The sequence below is a fragment of the Streptococcus oralis ATCC 49296 genome (assembly GCF_000185265.1).
Classification (GTDB): Bacteria; Bacillota; Bacilli; order Lactobacillales; family Streptococcaceae; genus Streptococcus; species Streptococcus oralis_BC.
On sequence record NZ_GL622183.1, the window covers coordinates 628663 to 650299 of the forward strand.

At 43.2% G+C, this 21637-nt stretch carries 26 protein-coding genes; all 26 read left to right on the top strand.

Annotation, left to right across the window (positions count from 1 at the left end; all coding sequences use genetic code 11):
- Positions 1 to 52: 52 nt before the first annotated feature.
- The gene (locus HMPREF8578_RS05330; protein WP_000464360.1) at positions 53 to 1303 is read left to right on the top strand and encodes a bifunctional folylpolyglutamate synthase/dihydrofolate synthase; all 1251 of its coding nucleotides are present in this window, start codon (positions 53 to 55) and stop codon (positions 1301 to 1303) included.
- Positions 1304 to 1393: 90 nt separating this feature from the next.
- Positions 1394 to 1849, top strand: a complete 456-nt coding sequence (locus HMPREF8578_RS05335) for an SP_0198 family lipoprotein (RefSeq protein WP_000853129.1) — start codon at positions 1394 to 1396, stop codon at positions 1847 to 1849.
- A 184-nt stretch (positions 1850 to 2033) separates the two neighbouring features.
- The gene (locus HMPREF8578_RS05340; protein ID WP_000190392.1) at positions 2034 to 3185 is read left to right on the top strand and encodes an iron-containing alcohol dehydrogenase; all 1152 of its coding nucleotides are present in this window, start codon (positions 2034 to 2036) and stop codon (positions 3183 to 3185) included.
- Positions 3186 to 3289: 104 nt separating this feature from the next.
- Entirely contained in the window at positions 3290 to 4558 is a 1269-nt protein-coding gene (locus HMPREF8578_RS05345) for a glycosyltransferase (protein ID WP_002892881.1), read from the top strand.
- Positions 4559 to 4561: 3 nt separating this feature from the next.
- A complete protein-coding gene (locus HMPREF8578_RS05350; protein WP_000757303.1) occupies positions 4562 to 5542 on the top strand; it encodes an NAD-dependent epimerase/dehydratase family protein in 981 nt (326 codons plus the stop codon).
- Entirely contained in the window at positions 5517 to 6332 is an 816-nt protein-coding gene (locus tag HMPREF8578_RS05355) for an MBL fold metallo-hydrolase (RefSeq protein WP_000034633.1), read from the top strand. Before HMPREF8578_RS05350 ends, HMPREF8578_RS05355 begins: the two co-directional genes overlap by 26 nt.
- Positions 6310 to 7572, top strand: a complete 1263-nt coding sequence (locus HMPREF8578_RS05360) for a F390 synthetase-related protein (RefSeq protein WP_000724369.1) — start codon at positions 6310 to 6312, stop codon at positions 7570 to 7572. The genes HMPREF8578_RS05355 and HMPREF8578_RS05360 overlap by 23 nt, the downstream gene beginning before the upstream one ends.
- A 14-nt stretch (positions 7573 to 7586) precedes the next feature.
- Complete coding sequence (locus HMPREF8578_RS05365) at positions 7587 to 8531, top strand: 3-oxoacyl-[acyl-carrier-protein] synthase III C-terminal domain-containing protein (RefSeq protein WP_000141195.1); 945 nt, start codon at positions 7587 to 7589, stop codon at positions 8529 to 8531.
- A 135-nt stretch (positions 8532 to 8666) separates the two neighbouring features.
- A complete protein-coding gene (cls, locus tag HMPREF8578_RS05370; RefSeq protein WP_000126974.1) occupies positions 8667 to 10199 on the top strand; it encodes a cardiolipin synthase in 1533 nt (510 codons plus the stop codon).
- Positions 10200 to 10272: 73 nt separating this feature from the next.
- On the top strand, positions 10273 to 10416 hold the full coding sequence (locus tag HMPREF8578_RS12565) for a hypothetical protein (protein WP_000933187.1): 144 nt from the start codon (positions 10273 to 10275) through the stop codon (positions 10414 to 10416).
- A gap of 35 nt (positions 10417 to 10451) precedes the next feature.
- Complete coding sequence (locus tag HMPREF8578_RS05375) at positions 10452 to 11969, top strand: hypothetical protein (protein ID WP_001103713.1); 1518 nt, start codon at positions 10452 to 10454, stop codon at positions 11967 to 11969.
- 120 nt (positions 11970 to 12089) lie between these two features.
- Positions 12090 to 14297 carry an anaerobic ribonucleoside-triphosphate reductase gene (gene nrdD, locus HMPREF8578_RS05380; protein ID WP_000636181.1) on the top strand — a complete coding sequence of 736 codons (2208 nt, stop codon included), beginning with the start codon at positions 12090 to 12092 and terminating at the stop codon, positions 14295 to 14297.
- Positions 14298 to 14308: 11 nt separating this feature from the next.
- Positions 14309 to 14449 carry a hypothetical protein gene (locus HMPREF8578_RS05385; protein ID WP_000521625.1) on the top strand — a complete coding sequence of 47 codons (141 nt, stop codon included), beginning with the start codon at positions 14309 to 14311 and terminating at the stop codon, positions 14447 to 14449.
- A 43-nt stretch (positions 14450 to 14492) separates the two neighbouring features.
- Positions 14493 to 14993, top strand: a complete 501-nt coding sequence (locus tag HMPREF8578_RS05390; protein WP_000603392.1) for a GNAT family N-acetyltransferase — start codon at positions 14493 to 14495, stop codon at positions 14991 to 14993.
- 9 nt (positions 14994 to 15002) lie between these two features.
- Positions 15003 to 15509, top strand: a complete 507-nt coding sequence (locus tag HMPREF8578_RS05395) for a GNAT family N-acetyltransferase (protein WP_000423437.1) — start codon at positions 15003 to 15005, stop codon at positions 15507 to 15509.
- Between the two features lie 4 nt (positions 15510 to 15513).
- Positions 15514 to 16110, top strand: a complete 597-nt coding sequence (nrdG, locus tag HMPREF8578_RS05400; RefSeq protein WP_000220160.1) for an anaerobic ribonucleoside-triphosphate reductase activating protein — start codon at positions 15514 to 15516, stop codon at positions 16108 to 16110.
- Positions 16107 to 16733 (top strand): uridine kinase family protein, encoded by a 627-nt coding sequence (locus HMPREF8578_RS05405; RefSeq protein WP_000725977.1) that lies wholly within the window; start codon positions 16107 to 16109, stop codon positions 16731 to 16733. Before nrdG ends, HMPREF8578_RS05405 begins: the two co-directional genes overlap by 4 nt.
- A 265-nt stretch (positions 16734 to 16998) precedes the next feature.
- Entirely contained in the window at positions 16999 to 17307 is a 309-nt protein-coding gene (gene rpsJ / locus HMPREF8578_RS05410; RefSeq protein ID WP_001284513.1) for a 30S ribosomal protein S10, read from the top strand.
- Between the two features lie 83 nt (positions 17308 to 17390).
- Positions 17391 to 18017: a 50S ribosomal protein L3 gene (rplC, locus tag HMPREF8578_RS05415; protein ID WP_000160197.1), complete on the top strand. Its 627-nt coding sequence runs from the start codon at positions 17391 to 17393 to the stop codon at positions 18015 to 18017.
- A 24-nt stretch (positions 18018 to 18041) separates the two neighbouring features.
- Positions 18042 to 18665 carry a 50S ribosomal protein L4 gene (gene rplD, locus HMPREF8578_RS05420; RefSeq protein WP_000024537.1) on the top strand — a complete coding sequence of 208 codons (624 nt, stop codon included), beginning with the start codon at positions 18042 to 18044 and terminating at the stop codon, positions 18663 to 18665.
- Positions 18665 to 18961: a 50S ribosomal protein L23 gene (locus HMPREF8578_RS05425; protein ID WP_001055347.1), complete on the top strand. Its 297-nt coding sequence runs from the start codon at positions 18665 to 18667 to the stop codon at positions 18959 to 18961. The genes rplD and HMPREF8578_RS05425 overlap by 1 nt, the downstream gene beginning before the upstream one ends.
- Before the next feature lie 17 nt (positions 18962 to 18978).
- Positions 18979 to 19812 carry a 50S ribosomal protein L2 gene (rplB, locus tag HMPREF8578_RS05430; RefSeq protein ID WP_000512910.1) on the top strand — a complete coding sequence of 278 codons (834 nt, stop codon included), beginning with the start codon at positions 18979 to 18981 and terminating at the stop codon, positions 19810 to 19812.
- A 103-nt stretch (positions 19813 to 19915) separates the two neighbouring features.
- Positions 19916 to 20197 (top strand): 30S ribosomal protein S19, encoded by a 282-nt coding sequence (gene rpsS, locus HMPREF8578_RS05435; protein ID WP_000533766.1) that lies wholly within the window; start codon positions 19916 to 19918, stop codon positions 20195 to 20197.
- 11 nt (positions 20198 to 20208) lie between these two features.
- The gene (gene rplV / locus HMPREF8578_RS05440; RefSeq protein WP_000818137.1) at positions 20209 to 20553 is read left to right on the top strand and encodes a 50S ribosomal protein L22; all 345 of its coding nucleotides are present in this window, start codon (positions 20209 to 20211) and stop codon (positions 20551 to 20553) included.
- Between the two features lie 12 nt (positions 20554 to 20565).
- Entirely contained in the window at positions 20566 to 21219 is a 654-nt protein-coding gene (gene rpsC, locus HMPREF8578_RS05445) for a 30S ribosomal protein S3 (RefSeq protein ID WP_000529936.1), read from the top strand.
- Between the two features lie 3 nt (positions 21220 to 21222).
- Positions 21223 to 21636, top strand: a complete 414-nt coding sequence (gene rplP / locus HMPREF8578_RS05450; protein ID WP_000960946.1) for a 50S ribosomal protein L16 — start codon at positions 21223 to 21225, stop codon at positions 21634 to 21636.
- The last annotated feature ends 1 nt before the right edge of the window (position 21637 follow it).

Consider the following 21637-nt stretch of genomic DNA (forward strand, 5'->3'; position numbering starts at 1 on the left):
GTAATCATACTTTGATGCGGTAGTTGATTGGACTTTTGTTAAGGAGACATGTATGTTTGAAGTAGAAAAATGGCTGCATAGTCGGATTGGTTTAAACTTTAGATCTGGACTTGGACGAATGCAGCGAGCTGTGGATTTGCTGGGGAATCCTGAGAAGACTTATCCTATTATCCACGTAACAGGTACTAACGGTAAAGGGTCAACTATTGCCTTCATGAGGGAGTTGTTTGTTGCTCATGGTAAAAAAGTTGGTACTTTCACCTCTCCTCATATCGTCAGTATCCATGATCGAATCTGTATTAATGGGCAACCGATTGCTGATGCAGATTTTATCCGTTTGGCGGAGCAGGTCAATGAGATGGAAAAGACGCTTTTGCAAACCTATGACCAGTTGTCCTTTTTTGAATTACTGACTCTGATTGCTTTGCTTTACTTTAAAGAGCAGGGAGTGGATCTGGTTCTGCTAGAAGTGGGGATTGGTGGTTTGCTTGATACCACTAATGTCGTAACAGGAGAGATTGCAGTTATTGCTTCGATTGGGCTAGATCATCAGGAGACCTTGGGCGATAGTCTGGAGGAAATAGCCGAGCAGAAAGCTGGTATTTTCAAGGCTGGCAAGAAGGCAGTCATTGCCAAGCTTACTCCAGAAGCGGAGCTTGTCTGTCAAAGTAAAGCGAGAGAGTTAGCTGTCGAACTTTATCAAGCTGGGCGAGACTTCACCTTGAATGCTGGGGATTTTTCAAGTAAGCTAGCAAACTTTTCACAGCTTGAAATCGGTTTAGAAGGTGCTTATCAGCAAGAAAATGCCGCCTTGGCTTTAGAAACTTTTCTTCTGTTTATGGCGTCAAGAGGTGAAAGGGTCGAAGAAGAGTTTGTCAGACGGGCTTTGAAGGAGACACATTGGGCAGGTCGATTGGAACGGATTCGTCCACAAATCTACCTAGATGGGGCTCACAATCTGCCAGCCTTGACTCGTCTAGTCGAGTTTATCCAAGGGAAAATCCAGCAAGGTTACCAGGTTCGCATCCTTTTTGGAGCACTTAAACGCAAGGATTATCAGGGGATGCTAGGCTATCTATCTAAGCAGTTGCCTGAGGTGGAACTTAAGGTAACAGGCTTTGACTACCAAGGCTCTCTGGATGAAAAGGATGTGGCGGGTTACGATTTGATTTCTTCCTATGGCGGTTTTATCAGAGAATTTGAAGAAAAGGCCAAAGATCAGGACTTGCTTTTCGTGACGGGCTCGCTCTACTTTATCTCGGAAGTCCGAGCGAGTTTGCAAGGAAGCGATGGGATTAGTTGACCTTCTAGGCTTAAGTTGTTATACTTGAGGTAGGAGGTATATCTGGAAACGATTCCAGCAAAACATTGGCACAAAAGAAAGGAAATCGCTATGAAAACGAAAACATTCACACTTTCTATTGCTTCCCTAGCAATTCTTAGTCTTTTAGCAGCTTGTGGACCTAAGGCACAAGCCCCTACCCAGCAATCTGCTCAGCAATCATCTTCTCAACAAGAATCATCTTCTAGCGCTGCGACAAGTGCTAGTCAACCACAGGCGTCCTCAAGTCAGGACACTACTGTAGCTCAACCTACGAATATCGATGGTACCTATACTGGAAAAGATGAGAATGACCAAATCACTCTTGTTGTAACAGGTAAAACTGGTACATGGACTGAAGTCGAGCCAGATGGAGATAAGGAAATCAAGCAAGTCAGCTTTGAGCCAGAAAATCAACGTGTCATTATCGGGGATGATGTCAAAATTTATGCAGTTAATGGTAATCAATTGATTATCGATGATATGGACCGAGAGGCATCTGACCGAGTGGTATTAACTAAGCAATAATGATTAAGTAAAAGTTCCAATGAGATGAAAGCTATCTTTTTGGAGCTTTTTTCTTGAAAAAGTGGCTGGCTGTTCTTTACTAACTTTTTACTTAAAACGCTTACAAATATTTGTAAAACTTCTTATAAGGTCGTATACTTATAGTAAATAATCAAATAGCGCAAAGGCGCAGGAGGAAAAGCATATGGCTACATTTTACGTTCCGGCAGTTAACCTTATTGGTAAAGGTGTTGTAAATGAAGTAGGTCCGTATATCAAGGAACTGGGGTATAAGAAGGCCCTTTTGGTGACAGATAAGTTCATCGAAGGTAGTGATATTTTACCCAAAGTCCTAAAACCGTTAGATGCTAAAGGGATCGAATATGTGATTTTTAGCGATGTGGAGCCAAATCCGACTTGCAAGAACGTCACAGACGGAGTGGCTGCTTTGGAAGAGCATGGATGTGACTTCATCATCAGTCTTGGAGGAGGCTCACCTCAGGATGCAGCGAGCTGTATTTCCATCATCGCTACAAATGGTGGAAAACCACAGGACTACGAAGGTCTCCACAAGTCTGCTAAAAAAGGATTGCCAGTGGTTGCAATCAATACAACAGCTGGAACTTCTGCAGAAATCACCATCAACTATGTCATTACTGACGAAGAGCGCAAGGTCAAGATGGTAATGGTTGATAAGAACAGCCTTGCCCTTATCTCTGTCAATGATCCAGAACTCATGCTTTCAAAACCGAAAGGATTGACAGCAGCGACAGGTATGGATGCTCTTACTCACGCTGTCGAAGCCTTGGTAACACCAGGTGCTTATAATGTGACCAAGAAACTCTCTATCGGAGCGATTGAACTCATCAAGGAGTATCTTCCTCGTGCTGTGGCAAATGGCCAAGATATTGAAGCGCGTGAGGCGATGGTCAATGCCATCTTCCTCGGTGGTATGAGCTTTAACAATGCTGGTTTGGGCTATGTTCATTCTATGGCTCACCAACTCGGTGCGGTATATAACTTGCCGCATGGTGTCTGCTGTGCCATGCTTCTTCCAGTTGTAGAGCGTGAAAATGCCAAGCGTGTACCAGAAGCTTTCCGCAATGTAGCCAAGGCTTTGGGACTCCATGTGGAGGGGAAAACAGACCAAGAATGTGCTGACTATGCTATTGCTGAAATTGAAAAACTGTCTGAAACAGTAGGTATTCCGAAGAAACTCACTGAACTCGGTATACAAGAAAAAGACTTTGACTTTGACTACCTTTCTAAGAATGCTTTGATTGATGCATGTGCACCTGGAAATCCATTTATGCCAACTTTAGAAGAAACCATTGCTCTCTACAAAGAACTCTTCTAAGGATTAAGTAGAGTGGAAGCGACGTATTCCCCAACATATAAATAATATTGGAAAGAACTATCATTTTGGTAGTTCTTTTTTTAAAAATTTGCTATCCTAGACATATGAGAAAAATCAAAATTGATGTGGTTGTAGTACCTTTAAGTGGGCATCTCTTCCCAACCCTGAATCTACTCGCACCCTTGTTGAAGGATCCCTTGTATGAGATTCGATTATTTACAGGTCCGCAACGAAAAGCTGTCGCAGAGGAGATGGGATTTCAGGTGATTCCCATTTTAGAAAATTGTGTAGATGAGTTTGAGCGTGTAGCCAACAATGAAGGTCAATTAAACCTTTTTTCTGCTTATCGACAGTTGTCAGCTAGCCTTGATTTGATCAATGTGGTTTCAGATCAATTAGTGCAAGAGTGGCAGGGAAATCGACCGGATATTGTGATTGCGGACTTTATAACCCTCTCTGGAGGACTTGTAGCGGAACAGTTGAATATTCCCTGGATTACCACGATGGCGACACAGTTTGCCATTGAAACGACAGATGGACCGCCTTGTTTCTTTGGAGGAATGGGCAGTCCAAAAGCATCTTTCCAATCTGCCCAGCAATGGCTAGGAAGAAAAGGGACCCGTTTAGGGAAACGAATCGTAAGCTTTTTATTGAGAGAACGATTGAAACGTTACGATTTTAAGCTTTACAATCAGAAAGGTCAGGAAACCATCTATTCACCCTATTCCATCTTGGGAATTGGGATGAAAGAGTTGGAGCTGAAAAGTGGTTTTCCAGAGCACTACCTTTGGGTGGGACCTTTTGGCTCTTCGATTGAGAGGGCAGAAAATTATCCCTTCGATTTGTCTCCTTATGCAGGTTATAAGAAGGTCCTTGTCTCCTGTGGCACTCAGCTAGCATGGGCCAAAGACAATCTCCTCTATCAGACACAACAATTGGCAGAAGCACATCCGGACTGTCACTTCTTTGTGACTCTGGGGTTTGGCGGACAAGACTTCCAATGTGAAGAGCTCATGGACAATGTTTCTGTGGTATCCTATCTTCCCTATAAGGAGTACATTCCTCAGATGGATTATGTGATTCATCATGGTGGTGCGGGTATTTTTTACCAGTGTATCATCTATGGTAAGCCTGCCTTGATTCTCCCCCATGACTATGATCAGTATGACTATGCGGTTCGTGGATTAGAGGCAGGGATTGCCTTGACTGCTAAACGAGAGGATACGGAAGCGATTGGACGTGCCTTTGATGAGTTGTTGGCTAGAGATGACTGGCCAGTCTTGAACAAACTCAGTCGTGCAGCTCAAATCTATCAGCCAACAGAGATTCTGAAGAGCGAAATACATCGGCTCTTAGGGGACAAGGAGAAGTAAAAAATGAAGAAAGTATTGGTAACAGGTGCTACGGGCTTTCTAGGTAAGTATGTTGTTGAAGAGCTCAGTCAGCAGGGCTATCAGGTACGCGCTTTTGGACGCAATCGCAAGATGGGTCAGTCTTTAGAGAACTCCTCTGTGGCATTTTTTCAGGGAGATTTGACCAAGCAAGAGGATCTGACTCAGGCTTGTCAGGGTATGGACATGGTTGTGCATGCGGGTGCTCTTTCTACCGTTTGGGGTGCTTGGGAGGATTTCTACCAGACAAATGTTTTAGGGACCAAGTATGTTCTGGATGCTTGCCGAGAGGCTGGTATTCAGCGTTTGGTTTATGTGTCCTCGCCTAGCATCTATGCTGCGCCTCGAGATCAGTTAGCTATCAAAGAAAGTGCTGCGCCTCAGGAAAATAATCTGAACAACTACATTCGTAGTAAGCTGGCTTCGGAGAAGCTGTTTAAGGATTATCCCGATGTTCCGAGTATTATCTTACGACCTCGTGGGCTTTTTGGGATTGGGGATACCAGTATTTTGCCCCGAGTTCTCAAACTCAGTCAGAAGATTGGCATTCCCTTGATAGGAGATGGTCGTCAGCTCATGGATATGACCTGTGTGGAAAATGTCGCTCTGGCAATTCGCTTGGCACTAGAGTCCCCTCAAGCTAGTGGCGAAGTTTATAATATTACCAATGGGGAACCAAGAGCCTTTAAGGATTTGATAGAAGAAACCTTGAGAGGGTTGGGCTATCCAATAACATACAGAAAAGTGCCAGCTCCTCTTCTTTCAGTTATTGCTACTAGTTTAGAGTTTCTGTATAAGGTCTTGAAACTCAAAGGTGAACCGCCTCTGACACGCTATACCTATTATCTGCTCCGTTATAGTCAGACGCTGGACATCAGCAAGGCGGAGCGAGACTTGGGGTATCGCCCTCAAATCAGTATTTCGGAAGGGATTGAACAATATGTCCAAGATTATCGAAAGCATTGATTATTTCCCAGCAGGCTACTGTACCAGCTACACAGGTTTGCTATTTAAGGGAGTCAAGAATCAAAAGATGACCTTTCCAGCAGGTGTTTTTCTTATCAAACACAGGGACAAGGGCTATCTCCTCTATGACACAGGCTATCATTACGATATTAAGACCCGGCTTCGCTATGGTTTCTATCGGCTAGGAACGCCTGTTCAAATGACGGAGAAGGACCAGATTTCACGTTTGCTGGAAGCGAAGGGAATCAAACCAGAAGAAATTAACTATGTTCTTCTGTCGCACCTACATCCAGATCATCTGGGAGGAGCTAGTTTCTTTCCTCGTGCAACCTTTATCTTGACAAAAGAAGTATATGAAGTCTACCAAAAACCCAAGTTGAAAGACCTGATTTTCAAGGAGTTTTTACCAGCTTCTTTTGAGAAAAATCTAACCATTATCAGAGCTGACCAGCAAGTTTCAACTTTTCCCTATCGTCCGATTTGTGATCTTTTCGGAGATGGCAGTATCCTAGTAGCCTCTGTTGACGGGCATGCTAGGGGGCAAGCCTGTTTATATTTTCCAGACCTTAATCTCCTCATTGCAGCGGACCTCTGTTGGGGAATTGACCTCTTACCTTACACCAAGCAGATGCACCTGATTCCTTCCTTGGTCCAGGATAATAAGGCCGACTATATCAGGGGGACAGAGTTTCTGGAGGAAGTCTTAAAGGCCGGTATTGAGGTAGTTGTTAGCCATGATCCTGTAGAAAGGATAGAGTCAATCCTACATGAAAAAAATAACCTTTCTTAAAACCTTTATCCAAACTCGTTGGCTTCATCATTTCAAATCTCGAGAAGCTGTAGAAAACTATCAGAAAAAGCAATTAACTAACTATATGGACTTTTTAAAGCGAGAGTCGCCCTACTTTAAAAATGGAGTTCCTAGCAACTTTGACCATATGGACAAGGCTTTTATGATGGAACATTTCAATGAGCTCAACACCCAAGGAGTGGATCGTGATGAAGCCTTGAGCTTAGCTATTGAAAGTGAGAAGACCCGTGACTTCACTGAACTTAAAGGGGAAGTAGCCGTCGGTCTGTCTTCAGGGACGTCTGGACATCGGGGGCTCTTTATCACAACAGAGAAAGAGCGAAGTATGTGGGCTGCGGCTATCTTGGCAAAGATGTTGCCCAAGGGGCAGCTTTTTGGACACCGCATCGCCTTTTTCCTGAGAGCTGATAATGAACTCTATCAGACCATCAATACGGCGCTCATTCGTCTAGAGTATTTTGATATTTTCAAACATACAGATGAGCATATCGAGCGACTCAACAACTATCAACCAACGATTATTGTGGCGCCAGCCTCGATGTTGATTGAATTGAGCAAGCGTCTCAAGGATGGAGAGTTAGCTATTTACCCACAAAAAATCGTTTCGGTGGCGGAAATCTTGGAAGATAGTGATAGGGGACGGATCGCAGAAGCCTTTTCACTATCCATCATTGACCAAGTTTATCAGGCGACAGAAGGTTTCCTAGCCTGCACTTGCTCAGCTGGCAATCTACATCTCAACGAAGACATTATCTTTGTGGAAAAGCAGTATCTAGATGACCGCCGTTTTTATCCAGTGATTACGGATTTTAAGCGAAGTAGTCAGCCTGTTTATCGCTACCAGCTCAATGATATCTTGGTTGAAAATCAGGAGCCTTGTCCCTGTGGCTCCTACTATACACGGATTGACAAGGTCGAAGGACGTTCTGATGATATCTTCTACTTTGAAGGGCAGAATGGGGAGCAGGTAACGATCTATCCAGACTTTATCAGGCGTTGTATCCTCTTTGTGGAGAATGTAGGAGATTACCAAGTTAAGCAACATTCCGAGAAATTAGTGGAAGTTTGTTTAGGCCGACGAGATGAGGACGTAGAGACAGCAATTTTAGCACAGTTCCAACTCTTGGCCCAGCAAAAAGAGTTCATAGTTCCTCAAATCCAATTTTCAGATTATCATTGGGATACTAGCCGTAAACTCAAACGTATTCAACGTTTATGAAAGGAAAAAAGACAATGACAGAAGTAAAAAGACATGTAGAAATCGCAGGTTATGGCATTTGCCTTCCAAAAAATACTGTGCAGTTTAAAGACCAGACCCGTTATCGTGTAGTTGAAAATGAAGAAACACAACTCGACTTGGCGGAAGGAGCTATCCACCGTGCACTTGAACATGCAAATTTGGATATTAAAGATATCGATTGCCTTGTATCAGCTAGTGCAGTTGGTGTTCAGCCTATTCCTTGTATGGCTGCCTTGATTCATGAGCGCGTGGCAAAAGGACTCTCAATTCCAGCAATGGACATCAATACGACCTGTACCAGCTTTATTTCTGCTCTATCGACTATGTCCCACTTGATTGAGGCGGGCGAATACAATCGTGTCTTGATTGTGTCTAGTGAGGTTGGAAGTTTAGGGCTCAATCCCAAGCAAAAAGAAAGTTTTGAACTCTTTAGTGATGGGGCAGCAGCCTTTATTTTCCAAAAAAGTCATCAGGGAAGAGGGGTCATTGCTAGTCTCCAACGTACTTGGTCAGAAGGAGCTCACGATACGGAAATTCGTGGAGGTCTGACTTCTTTTCAACCAAAAGAGTACTCTGAAGCGACGAAGACCAACTATATGTTTGACATGAAGGGGAAGAAAATCCTCCTCTTGTCTGCTCGTAAAATCCCAGTCATGTTTGAAGAGTTTCAAGAAAAAACACAGCTAGCCTTGGCAGACGTGGACTATATCATTCCTCACCAAGCAAGTCGTGCTCTTCCTTTGGTCATGGAAAAACTAGGTGTGGCTGAGGATCAGTACCTCAATCTCGTCACTGACTATGGAAATATGGTGTCAGTCTCTGTACCGTTTGGCCTGGCTTATTCTTTGGAGCATGGACTTATCAAGGAGGGAGATGTCGTCTACCTTATGGGGACTGCAGCTGGTATGACGGTCAATATGTTGGCTTTGAAATTGTAATAATCATCTAAACACGGAACGACTGGAACTTGAGCAAAGGTAAACGGTTGCCATCTACCCCTGAACTGAGGTATACTAGTAGAAACATTAATTTATCAAGCAGTTAAGGAGAATGTTAGAAAAGGAAGGGGATGTATGACAGCTAGAAAAATGCAGCTACTCATGTCCAAATATGGTTTTAGTATTACCATCATGTTGGCAGAGTTGTTTATCGTCTTTGGTTTATTTCTCTATCTAGGGCAAATGGCTCCAATTGTCTGGATTATTCTAGTCATTTTAGTGAGCCTAGCGACCATTGTATCGATTGTCAATCGATCTATGAATCCTGAGAGTAAGGTAACATGGCTGTTAGTAGCCTTTGTGCCAGTGTTTGGTCCCTTACTCTATATCATGTTTGGAGAACGCCGTTTATCTAAAAAGGAATTGAAGCAGCTAAAGCAGCTCCAATCAATGGTTGATCGAGAGGACAATAGCAGAGCTCTCCGTTTGGAGTTAAAGGAACAAGACAAATCAGCTTACGGCGTTATCAAATCACTCCTCAGTATGGACACGAATGCCGATGTCTATGATCGAACGGATACACAATTTTTTGCATCTGGTGAAAGCATGTGGCAGCAGATGCTAGAGGATCTCAAGAAAGCTGAGAAGTTTATCTTTCTCGAATACTATATCATCGAAGAAGGTTTGATGTGGAATAGTATTTTGGAGATTTTGGAAGAAAAGGCAGCTCAAGGAGTAGAAGTGAAGCTTCTCTATGATGATATTGGTTGTATGGCAACCTTGCCTGGAGATTACACCATCCAGCTTCGTGGCCGAGGGATTGAAGCCCACAAATTTAATAAGGTGATTCCACGTTTGACCGTTGCTTATAACAACCGTGATCACCGTAAAATCATGGTTATCGATGGTCAAATTGCCTATACAGGTGGTATCAATCTGGCCGATGAGTATATCAACCATGTCGAACGCTTTGGTTATTGGAAGGATAGCGGTATTCGTCTGGATGGACCGGCAGTTAAAGCTTTTACCAGACTCTTTTTATCTGCCTGGTATATCAACCGTGGGGAGATTAGTGACTTTGACCAATACCATCTCGAAAATCAGCCCAAAGATGGGATGGGGCTCTGTATTCCCTATAGTAGTGGGCCAAAACCCATCTACAGAGCTCAAGTTGGAAAAACGGTCTACCAAAATCTTATCAATCAAGCTACAGATTACGTCTATATCACGACTCCCTATCTGATTGCTGACTACGATCTCACCGAAAGTATCAAAAATGCAGCTCTGAGAGGGATAGATGTGCGAATTGTGACGCCGTGTATCCCAGATAAGAAGGTTATTCAGTTGGTTACTCGAGGAGCCTATCCAGACTTGTTATCTGCGGGGGTTCGTATTTATGAGTACAGTCCGGGATTCCTTCATAGCAAGCAAATGCTTGTCGATGGAGAAGTGGCCACCGTGGGAACCATCAATTTTGACTATCGGAGCTTGCTTCACCACTATGAAAATGCCGTCTTGCTTTATAGAACGCAGTCTATCATCGATATTGAAAGGGACTTCGAAGAGATTTTTAAAGTTTCTCAAGAAATTTATCCTCACACCATCAAAACCAGCTGGTATCAAAGCCTCATCAAGGAAATTGTCCAGTTGTTTGCACCTATGCTCTAACTATCCATCAAGATCTAGCCCAAGGCTGGGTCTTTTTTGTCTTCTTACGAATAGATAAGTAAAGGAGAAAACCATGCTTAATTTAGAAGAAGATGATTTTATCAGAGAGTATAGTAATAGTCGCTTCCACCGTTTTCGTGAAATCGAACGCTTTGCGCTATTGGATAAGAAATTTAGCAAATATCAATCCCAAGCTGACATTCCTGTAAGATTTTGATATACTAAAACAGATAAACTTATAGGAGAAATTGAATGAACGTATACGGGAAAATAGATGAGAAACAAGAAGAATCTCATTACCAAGACTGGTCAGTGCCAGAAAAACGAGAAGGAGCTCCCATTCCCTTTTTTAGTATTTTGCTTTGGAGTTTAGTGGCCACAGCCATTTCGGTTGCCCTGCCTTTTATTTTTGGTTTAGTCAGTCCGCAACAAAGTCAGGATCTTTATACCGGTTGGGCCTTGCATCAAAATGGTCAAATGTATACAGATTATTTTGGGACGGAGGGATTGCTCTATTATGTGCTAACCTACCTTTTTCAAGGCAGTATTCTGATTGCTTTGGTTGAGTGGTTGGCCTTGTTTGGAGCAGGTGTTTTTCTTTTTAAGGCTGCGGATACTCTTGCCGGCCAAGAAAAGGAAGCGAAGCGACTTGTCTTTATTTTATACTTGCTTGTAGCAGGCCTCGCTTTTGGTGGTGGCTATGCTCTCTTGCTAGCCCTGCCTTTCCTATTTTATTCATTGAGTATCGTTACAAATTATCTCGCTTTTCCAAAGGATGATAAAGGATTTGTACGAGTGGGGATGAGCCTTGCTCTCGCTTTCTTCCTTGCGCCAATCCCAACCGTCTTGTTTGCGGCTGTACTGGCCTTGGGGATTATCGGCTTTAATCTAGCTAAAGGTCACTTTGTTCATGGTCTATATCAGTTCTTTGCGTCAGCCCTAGGATTTTCACTCTTATTCTATCCTTTAGGCTACTATACAGTGTGGACAGGTAGTTTTGGAGATGCTATTAGCCAGACCTTGTATCCGGTAAATACTCTTAGCCTCTTTTCAAATTCGCATTTGCTTGAAAATGCAGCCTTCTATGGTTTGCTTGCTATTGGATTAGGTTCCCTTGGTTTGCTCTTTGCAGGCTTGTTCCAGTCAAAACCAGCCAAGCAATATGCCCTCTCAATTGCTACTAGCTTGGGATTGTTGATTTCTTTAGGAATCTTGATTCTCTCCCAAGAACCTATCAACGGTACTCGTCTTGTGGTGCTAATTCCTTTCTTGGTCTTGCTCCTTCTGACAGGAATCAAGGAAGATGTTTCGGAGGGAGGGAGTCGTCGTAGAAGAAGACGCGAGAAACAAACTTCTTTCTTTAAAGGAAATTTCTATCTACCACTGATTGCCCTTGCTTATCTCATTGTTCTTCCTATTGTGAGTCGTTACCTTTCTCACCCAACGACTTATCAGGAGAGAGACCGTCTTGCTAGCGTGGTCAAACAACAAACGAGTTCTGAGGATCGTGTCTATGCTTGGGATGATCGTCCTGATTTCTACCGTGCAAGTGAACGCTTGGCGCCGACTTCTCTATCAACTCCAACACTCTATACTGCAAGCGATGAAAATAAAACCAAACTGATGAATGACCTGAAAGAGAATCAACCGAAGATGATTGTGGTCAATCAAAAAGTTGCCTTGTGGTCAGATGTAGAGAGCTGGCTCAGTGAAAACTATGAGCTTGTTCAGACAAATACTAGCGAGTTCAAACTTTATAAATCCAAATAACAAAAAATCGATATCTTGTGGAATTTTAAAATTTTTAGGATTTTTAACACAAGATATTGATTTTTATTTTAAGAGTGGTATAATACTTCATAGAACAACATTTTAGAAAAGAGCATGGATATGATTGTATTAGAAGAAAAGCTTGCAACCGTTCCCACCTTGTTCGTTGAAAAACGAGATGGTAGACGAGTGGTGTTTGATGTAGACAAGATTGACAAGGCTCTCCACAAGGCGGCGGAAAAGGTTATGGACGTTACGCCTCTAGTAGAAAAACGCCTAAATGGTCTAGTTGAAAGAATCGTGACTGAAATTCACAGCCGCTTCCCTCAAGGTGTCAAGATTTATGAAATTCAAAATGTCGTAGAGCACGAACTCCTTGAAGCCAAAGAGTATGCACTAGCTGAGGAGTATATCACTTATCGGACACAAAGGGATTTTGAGCGCTCAAAAGCGACAGATATCAACTTTAGTATCCATAAACTTCTCAATAAAGATCAAGCAGTTGTCAATGAAAATGCCAATAAAGACAGCGATGTCTTCAACACCCAGCGTGATTTGACAGCAGGGATTGTTGGGAAGTCGATTGGGCTGCAAATGCTTCCTAAGCACGTAGCTAATGCTCACCAAAAAGGGGATATCCACTATCATGACTTGGACTACAGTCCCTACACTCCTATGACCAACTGCTGTTTGATTGATTTTAAAGGCATGCTAGAAAATGGTTTTAAGATTGGGAATGCAGAGGTAGAGAGTCCCAAGTCTATCCAGACTGCGACAGCTCAAATTTCTCAAATCATCGCTAACGTTGCTTCTAGCCAGTACGGGGGTTGCTCAGCTGACCGTATCGATGAAGTCTTGGCTCCGTATGCGGAGAAGAATTACCAAAAGCACCTCAAGGATGCGGAAGAGTGGGTCTTGCCCGAGAAACGGGAAGATTATGCTTGGAAGAAAACCCAAAAGGACATCTACGATGCCATGCAATCTCTTGAGTATGAAATCAACACTCTCTTCACTTCAAATGGACAAACACCTTTTACTTCACTAGGTTTTGGTCTAGGAACTAGTCGTTTTGAGCGGGAAATTCAAAAAGCTATCTTGACCATCCGAATCAAGGGGCTTGGTTCAGAACACCGCACAGCCATCTTTCCTAAACTCATCTTTACGCTGAAAAGAGGACTCAACTTAGAGGAAGGTTCACCTAACTACGACATCAAACAGTTGGCTCTTGAGTGTGCAACCAAGCGGATGTACCCAGATGTCTTGTCCTATGATAAGATTATCGAACTGACTGGTTCTTTCAAGGTTCCTATGGGTTGTCGCTCCTTCCTCCAAGGCTGGAAAGATGAAAATGGTGTTGAGGTCAATTCAGGTCGTATGAATCTAGGTGTTGTGACGGTTAATCTGCCTCGTATCGCCCTCGAGTCTGAAGGAGATCTGAATAAGTTTTGGGAAATCTTCAACGAGAGAATGAACATTGCGGAGGATGCTCTGGTTTATCGTGTCGAACGAACCAAGGAAGCAACACCAGCAAATGCCCCTATCCTTTATCAGTATGGAGCCTTCGGTCGCCGTCTCGGAAAAGAAGAAAGTGTTGACCAACTCTTTAAGAATCGCCGTGCGACAGTTTCGCTGGGCTACATCGGTTTGTACGAAGTGGCTACAGTCTTCTTTGGAAATAGCTGGGAAAGCAATCCTGAAGCCAAGGAATTCACATTGGATATTATTCGCGATATGAAACGTCGTGTGGAAGAGTGGTCTGACCAATATGGTTACCATTTCTCGATCTACTCCACACCGTCTGAAAGTCTGACAGATCGCTTCTGTCGCTTAGACACAGAGAAGTTTGGTTCTATTCCTGACATCACGGATAAGGAATACTACACCAACTCGTTCCACTACGATGTCCGGAAAAATCCAACGCCGTTTGAAAAATTAGACTTTGAGAAAGTTTATCCAGAAGTAGGTGCGTCAGGTGGTTTTATCCATTATTGTGAGTATCCAGTTCTTCAACAAAATCCTAAAGCCTTGGAAGCTGTTTGGGACTATGCCTATGACCGTGTCGGCTATCTAGGGACCAATACTCCTATTGATCGTTGCTACAAGTGTGACTTTGAAGGGGATTTTGAACCAACTGAGCGAGGATTTGCTTGTCCAAACTGTGGCAATAGCGACCCTAAAACAGTAGACGTGGTCAAACGTACGTGTGGTTATCTGGGAAATCCTCAAGCGCGTCCGATGGTTAATGGACGCCACAAGGAAATCGCTGCGCGTGTCAAACACATGAACGGTTCAACTATTAAAACAGCCGGACATGAAGTAACAAATTAGAAGGAAATGGAATGGGGAAATACCAATTAGACGATAAGGGACGCGCACAAGTGACCCGTTATCACGAGAAACACTCGAAAGGCGGAACAGGTAAAAAAGAACGCTTGCTCAACCTCAGAGAACAGTTTTTAAACAAGAACAAGAAAAAATAAAAGTGAGAGTCTGCTCTCACTTTTCTCTTAATTGGAGGTGAAAATGATACTACGCAGACCAACATTGGCAGATAAAGAAACAGTTTTAGAGATGATGGCAGAGTTTGAACAGACTCAATCAGCCCACGATGGTGGGTTTTGGAACGCCAACAATTTTGTTTATGAAGAGTGGCTAGAAGAAAATCTTCAAGCGGAAGCGGGACTCAATATTCCTGAAAACTGGGTTCCTGCTATCCAGCTGGTTAGTTTTGACGTAGCAGGCCAGGCTCTTGGCTTTCTCAACCTTCGTCTCCGATTAAATGACTACTTACTAGAAAATGGTGGCCATATCGGCTATTCCGTTCGCCCCTCTGAAAGAGGCAAAGGTTATGCCAAAGAAGCTCTCCGACAAGGCTTACAAGTCGCCAAGGAAAAGAACATCAAAAAAGCACTTGTGACCTGTAGTACGGAAAATCCTGCCAGCCGAGCTGTTATCTTAGCTAATGGTGGTGTCTATGAGGATGTTCGAAACGGAACGGAGCGCTACTGGATTGATGTCGATTAAGGAGGAAGCATGGAGCTAAGACGACCAACTTTGGAAGATAAAGAAGCTATATTAGAGATGATTGCGGAGTTCGATGCAGCAAAATCCTATATGCACGGTGGCATGGGCTCCGCTTGGAAGCGAGCAAAGGATTACGAGGATTGTTTAAAGATTGTAGAGCAGCAAGAGGATGCTGCCAACCTGCCAGTAGGCTGGGTTCCTGCAATCAAATTTTTATCATTTGATGAGACTGGCTTGCCTTTGGGATTTTTAGCCCTGCGCTTGTCCTTGAATGACAAATTATTTGTGGAAGGCGGTCATATTGGCTATTCTATCCGTCCCAGTCAACGAGGCAAAGGATATGGGAAGGAGCAGTTGAGATTAGGACTAGCAGAGGCTCGAAAGCAAGGATTGGAACGAGTGCTGATTACCTGCGATGAAGACAACGAAGCCAGCCGCCGCACGATTCTCTCCGCTGGCGGTGTTTACGAAAATACAATCGATAGAAGTCAGCGCTATTGGATAGATTTGGAGTAAAAGGATGACATGGAATACACCAAAACCAGGTGAATGGAAAAGTGAGGAGCTTAGTAAAGGGCGAATCATTGATTACAAGGCTTTTAACTTTGTCGATGGAGAAGGTGTGCGAAACTCTCTCTATGTATCAGGTTGCATGTTTCACTGCGAGGGGTGCTATAATGTTGCGACTTGGTCTTTCAACGCAGGCATTCCCTATACGGCAGAATTAGAAGAACAAATCATGGTAGACCTTGCCCAGCCCTATGTTCAAGGCTTGACCTTACTGGGGGGAGAACCTTTTCTTAATACAGGTATCCTCTTACCTCTCGTTAAGCGAATTCGAAAGGAATTGCCAGACAAAGACATCTGGTCCTGGACGGGCTACACGTGGGAAGAAATGATGCTGGAGACTCCAGACAAATTGGAACTCTTGTCGCTGATTGACATCCTTGTCGATGGACGGTATGATAAAAGCAAGCGCAATCTTATGCTCCAGTTCCGAGGTTCCTCTAATCAACGTATCATTGATGTGCAAAAATCCCTCAAAAGTGGGCAAGTGGTGATTTGGGACAAGCTTAATGACGGAAAAGAAAGCTATGAGCAGGTGAAGAGAGAATGAAGAAAAAAGACCTGATAGAACAACTGGTTTCAGAGATCGAAACGGGAAGAGTTAGGACGCTAGGGATCTACGGCCATGGGGCTTCAGGCAAGTCAAGCTTCGCTCAGGAATTACATCAAGCCCTAGATTCTACTACAGTAAATTTACTAGAAACAGATCCCTATATCACCTCAGAACGTCACCTGGTAGTACCAAAGCAAGCGCCAGATCAAAAGGTGACAGCTTGTCTCCCAGTGGCGCATGAACTGGCAAGTTTACAGAGAGATATTCTCGCCTTGCAGGCAGGTATGGATGTCTTAACAATCGATGAACCGTGGAAGGCTAGCGAGGTCTTGTCTGGAGCCAAGCCGATTCTGATTGTTGAAGGGATGTCTGTGGGATTTCTACCCAAGGAACTCTTTGACAAAACTATCTGTTTCTACACGGATGAGGAGACCGAATTAAAGAGGCGCTTAGCTCGAGATACGACTATGAGAAATCGGGATGCATCTTTTGTATTGGCTAGCCATCAGATGAGACGGGAGCAGTATCTGCGATACTATAGAGAAACCGAGTCAAGGGCGGACATTCTAGTGGATCAATCAGACGATACATTCAAGGTTAAAATGACACACATTATATAGAAGAAAAGATTGATTTTTATAGATGTAAATCAGTAATCATAGGAAGATGAAATAGGAAAACAGTTTCATCCTAAAAAAACGAAAAAAAGCTCACAAATCCCTTGCAATCGCAGGGGCTTTGTGTTATTCTATTATGGTGCTGTAAATTACAGCCTTAGCTTTGATGCAAGAGGTTGCGACACGCTCGGTTGCATTGCCACGCAACGCGCGTCGGTTTTCTTGTGGAGCTAGCCTATTATCTTAAATAGACGAAAAGGAGAAAAAGATGGCAAACAAAAAAATCCGTATCCGTTTGAAAGCTTACGAACACCGTACGCTTGACACAGCGGCTGCAAAAATCGTAGAATCAGCTACTCGTACAGGTGCACAAGTTGCGGGTCCAATCCCACTTCCAACTGAGCGTAGCCTCTACACAATTATTCGTGCGACTCACAAATACAAAGACTCTCGCGAACAATTTGAAATGCGTACACACAAACGTTTGATCGATATCGTTAACCCAACTCAAAAAACAGTTGATGCGTTGATGAAATTGGATCTTCCAAGTGGTGTAAACGTAGAAATCAAACTTTAATCTAAAGCTTGATACCTTGAGCATAAAAAACGCTCGTTAAAAACTTTTTGAATAAAAAAATATAGAAAAGGAACTATTTTCTCATGACAAAAGGAATCTTAGGGAAAAAAGTGGGAATGACTCAAATCTTCACTGAAGCTGGCGAATTGATCCCTGTAACAGTTATTGAAGCAACTCCAAACGTTGTTCTTCAAGTTAAAACTGTAGAAACAGACGGATATAACGCTATCCAAGTTGGTTTCGATGACAAACGTGAAGTATTGAGCAACAAACCTGCTAAAGGACATGTAGCGAAAGCTAACACGGCTCCTAAGCGCTTCATTCGTGAATTCAAAAACGTTGAAGGCTTGGAAGTTGGTGCTGAAATCACAGTTGAAACATTCGCAGCTGGAGACGTTGTTGACGTAACTGGTACTTCTAAAGGTAAAGGTTTCCAAGGTGTTATCAAACGCCATGGACAATCACGTGGACCAATGGCTCACGGTTCTCGTTACCACCGTCGTCCAGGTTCTATGGGACCTGTTGCACCTAACCGCGTATTCAAAGGTAAAAACCTTGCAGGACGTATGGGTGGCGACCGCGTAACAATTCAAAACCTTGAAGTTGTACAAGTTGTTCCAGAAAAGAACGTTATCCTTATCAAAGGTAACGTACCAGGTGCTAAGAAATCTCTTATCACTATCAAATCAGCAGTTAAAGCTGGTAAATAATAAAGAAAGGGGAAATCAGTCACAATGGCAAACGTAACATTATTTGACCAAACTGGTAAAGAAGCTGGCCAAGTTGTTCTTAACGATGCAGTATTTGGTATCGAACCAAATGAATCAGTTGTGTTTGATGTGATCATCAGCCAACGCGCAAGCCTTCGTCAAGGAACACACGCTGTTAAAAACCGCTCTGCAGTATCAGGTGGTGGACGCAAACCATGGCGTCAAAAAGGAACTGGACGTGCTCGTCAAGGTTCTATCCGCTCACCACAATGGCGTGGTGGTGGTGTTGTCTTCGGACCAACTCCACGTTCATACGGCTACAAACTTCCACAAAAAGTTCGTCGCCTAGCTCTTAAATCAGTTTACTCTGAAAAAGTTGCTGAAAACAAATTCGTAGCTGTAGACGCTCTTTCATTTACAGCTCCAAAAACTGCTGAATTTGCAAAAGTTCTTGCAGCATTGAGCATCGATTCTAAAGTTCTTGTTATCCTTGAAGAAGGAAATGAATTCGCAGCTCTTTCAGCTCGTAACCTTCCAAACGTGAAAGTTGCAACTGCTACAACTGCAAGTGTTCTTGACATCGCAAATAGCGACAAACTTCTTGTCACACAAGCAGCTATCTCTAAAATCGAGGAGGTTCTTGCATAATGAATTTGTATGATGTTATCAAAAAACCTGTTATCACTGAAAGCTCAATGGCTCAACTTGAAGCAGGAAAATATGTATTTGAAGTTGACACTCGTGCACACAAACTTTTGATCAAGCAAGCTGTTGAAGCTGCTTTCGAAGGTGTTAAAGTTGCCAATGTTAACACAATCAACGTAAAACCAAAAGCGAAACGTGTTGGACGTTACACTGGTTTTACTAACAAAACTAAAAAAGCTATCATCACACTTACAGCTGATTCAAAAGCAATCGAGTTGTTCGCTGCTGAAGCTGAATAATCTAAGGAGGAAATATCGTGGGAATTCGTGTTTATAAACCAACAACAAACGGTCGCCGTAATATGACTTCTTTGGATTTCGCTGAAATCACAACAAGCACTCCTGAAAAATCATTGCTTGTTGCTTTGAAGAGCAAGGCTGGTCGTAACAACAACGGTCGTATCACTGTTCGTCACCAAGGTGGTGGACACAAACGTTTCTACCGTTTGGTTGACTTCAAACGTAACAAAGACAACGTTGAAGCAGTTGTTAAAACTATCGAGTACGATCCAAACCGTTCTGCAAACATCGCTCTTGTACACTACACTGACGGTGTGAAAGCATACATTATCGCTCCAAAAGGTCTTGAAGTAGGTCAACGTATCGTTTCAGGTCCAGAAGCAGATATCAAAGTCGGAAACGCTCTTCCACTTGCTAACATCCCAGTTGGTACTTTGATCCACAACATCGAGTTGAAACCAGGTCGTGGTGGAGAATTAGTTCGTGCAGCTGGAGCTTCTGCTCAAGTATTGGGTCAAGAAGGTAAATACGTTCTTGTTCGCCTTCAATCAGGCGAAGTTCGTATGATTCTTGGAACTTGTCGTGCCACAGTTGGTGTTGTCGGAAACGAACAACATGGACTTGTAAACCTTGGTAAAGCAGGACGTAGCCGTTGGAAAGGTATCCGCCCAACAGTTCGTGGTTCTGTAATGAACCCTAACGATCACCCACACGGTGGTGGTGAAGGTAAAGCACCAGTTGGTCGTAAAGCGCCATCTACTCCATGGGGCAAACCTGCTCTTGGTCTTAAAACTCGTAACAAGAAAGCGAAATCTGACAAACTTATCGTTCGTCGTCGCAACGAGAAATAATAGTAAACTAGTCGCCTAAGCAACTAGGAAATCCGCCAGCTCGGTAGCGCTCCATGTGAGCGCAAGCCGCTGTGGTACAACATTTAAAGGAGAAAAAATAAAAATGGGACGCAGTCTTAAAAAAGGACCTTTCGTCGATGAGCATTTGATGAAAAAAGTTGAAGCTCAAGCTAACGACGAAAAGAAAAAAGTTATCAAAACTTGGTCACGTCGTTCAACGATCTTCCCAAGTTTCATTGGTTACACTATTGCAGTTTATGACGGACGTAAACACGTACCTGTTTACATCCAAGAAGACATGGTAGGTCACAAACTTGGTGAATTTGCACCAACTCGTACTTACAAAGGTCACGCTGCAGACGACAAGAAAACACGTAGAAAATAAGGAGAACATAAATGGCAGAAATTACTTCAGCTAAAGCAATGGCTCGTACAGTACGTGTTTCACCTCGTAAATCACGTCTTGTTCTTGACAACATCCGTGGTAAAAGCGTAGCCGATGCTATTGCAATCTTGACATTCACACCAAACAAAGCTGCTGAAATCATCTTGAAAGTTTTGAACTCAGCTGTAGCTAACGCTGAAAACAACTTTGGTTTGGACAAAGCTAACTTGGTAGTATCTGAAGCATTCGCAAACGAAGGACCAACTATGAAACGTTTCCGTCCACGTGCGAAAGGTTCAGCTTCACCAATCAACAAACGTACAGCTCACATCACTGTAGCTGTTGCAGAAAAATAAGGAGGTAACATCGTGGGTCAAAAAGTACATCCAATTGGTATGCGTGTCGGCATCATCCGTGATTGGGATGCCAAATGGTATGCTGAAAAAGAATACGCGGATTACCTTCATGAAGATCTTGCAATCCGTAAATTCGTTCAAAAAGAACTTGCTGACGCAGCAGTTTCAACTATCGAAATTGAACGCGCAGTAAACAAAGTTAACGTTTCACTTCACACTGCTAAACCAGGTATGGTTATCGGTAAAGGTGGTGCTAACGTTGATGCACTCCGTGCAAAACTTAACAAATTGACTGGAAAACAAGTACACATCAACATCATCGAAATCAAACAACCTGATTTGGATGCTCACCTTGTAGGTGAAGGAATTGCTCGTCAATTGGAGCAACGTGTCGCTTTCCGTCGTGCACAAAAACAAGCAATCCAACGTGCAATGCGTGCTGGAGCTAAAGGAATCAAAACTCAAGTATCAGGTCGTTTGAACGGTGCAGATATCGCCCGTGCTGAAGGATACTCTGAAGGAACTGTTCCACTTCACACACTTCGTGCAGATATCGATTACGCTTGGGAAGAAGCAGATACTACATACGGTAAACTTGGTGTTAAAGTATGGATCTACCGTGGTGAAGTTCTTCCAGCTCGTAAAAACACTAAAGGAGGTAAATAACCAATGTTAGTACCTAAACGTGTTAAACACCGTCGTGAATTCCGTGGAAAAATGCGCGGTGAAGCAAAAGGTGGAAAAGAAGTAGCATTCGGTGAATACGGTCTTCAAGCTACAACTAGCCACTGGATCACTAACCGCCAAATCGAAGCTGCTCGTATCGCCATGACTCGTTACATGAAACGTGGTGGTAAAGTTTGGATTAAAATCTTCCCACACAAATCATACACTGCTAAAGCTATCGGTGTGCGTATGGGATCTGGTAAAGGGGCACCTGAAGGTTGGGTAGCACCAGTTAAACGTGGTAAAGTGATGTTCGAAATCGCTGGTGTATCTGAAGAGATCGCTCGCGAAGCGCTTCGTCTTGCAAGCCACAAATTGCCAGTTAAATGTAAATTCGTAAAACGTGAAGCAGAATAAG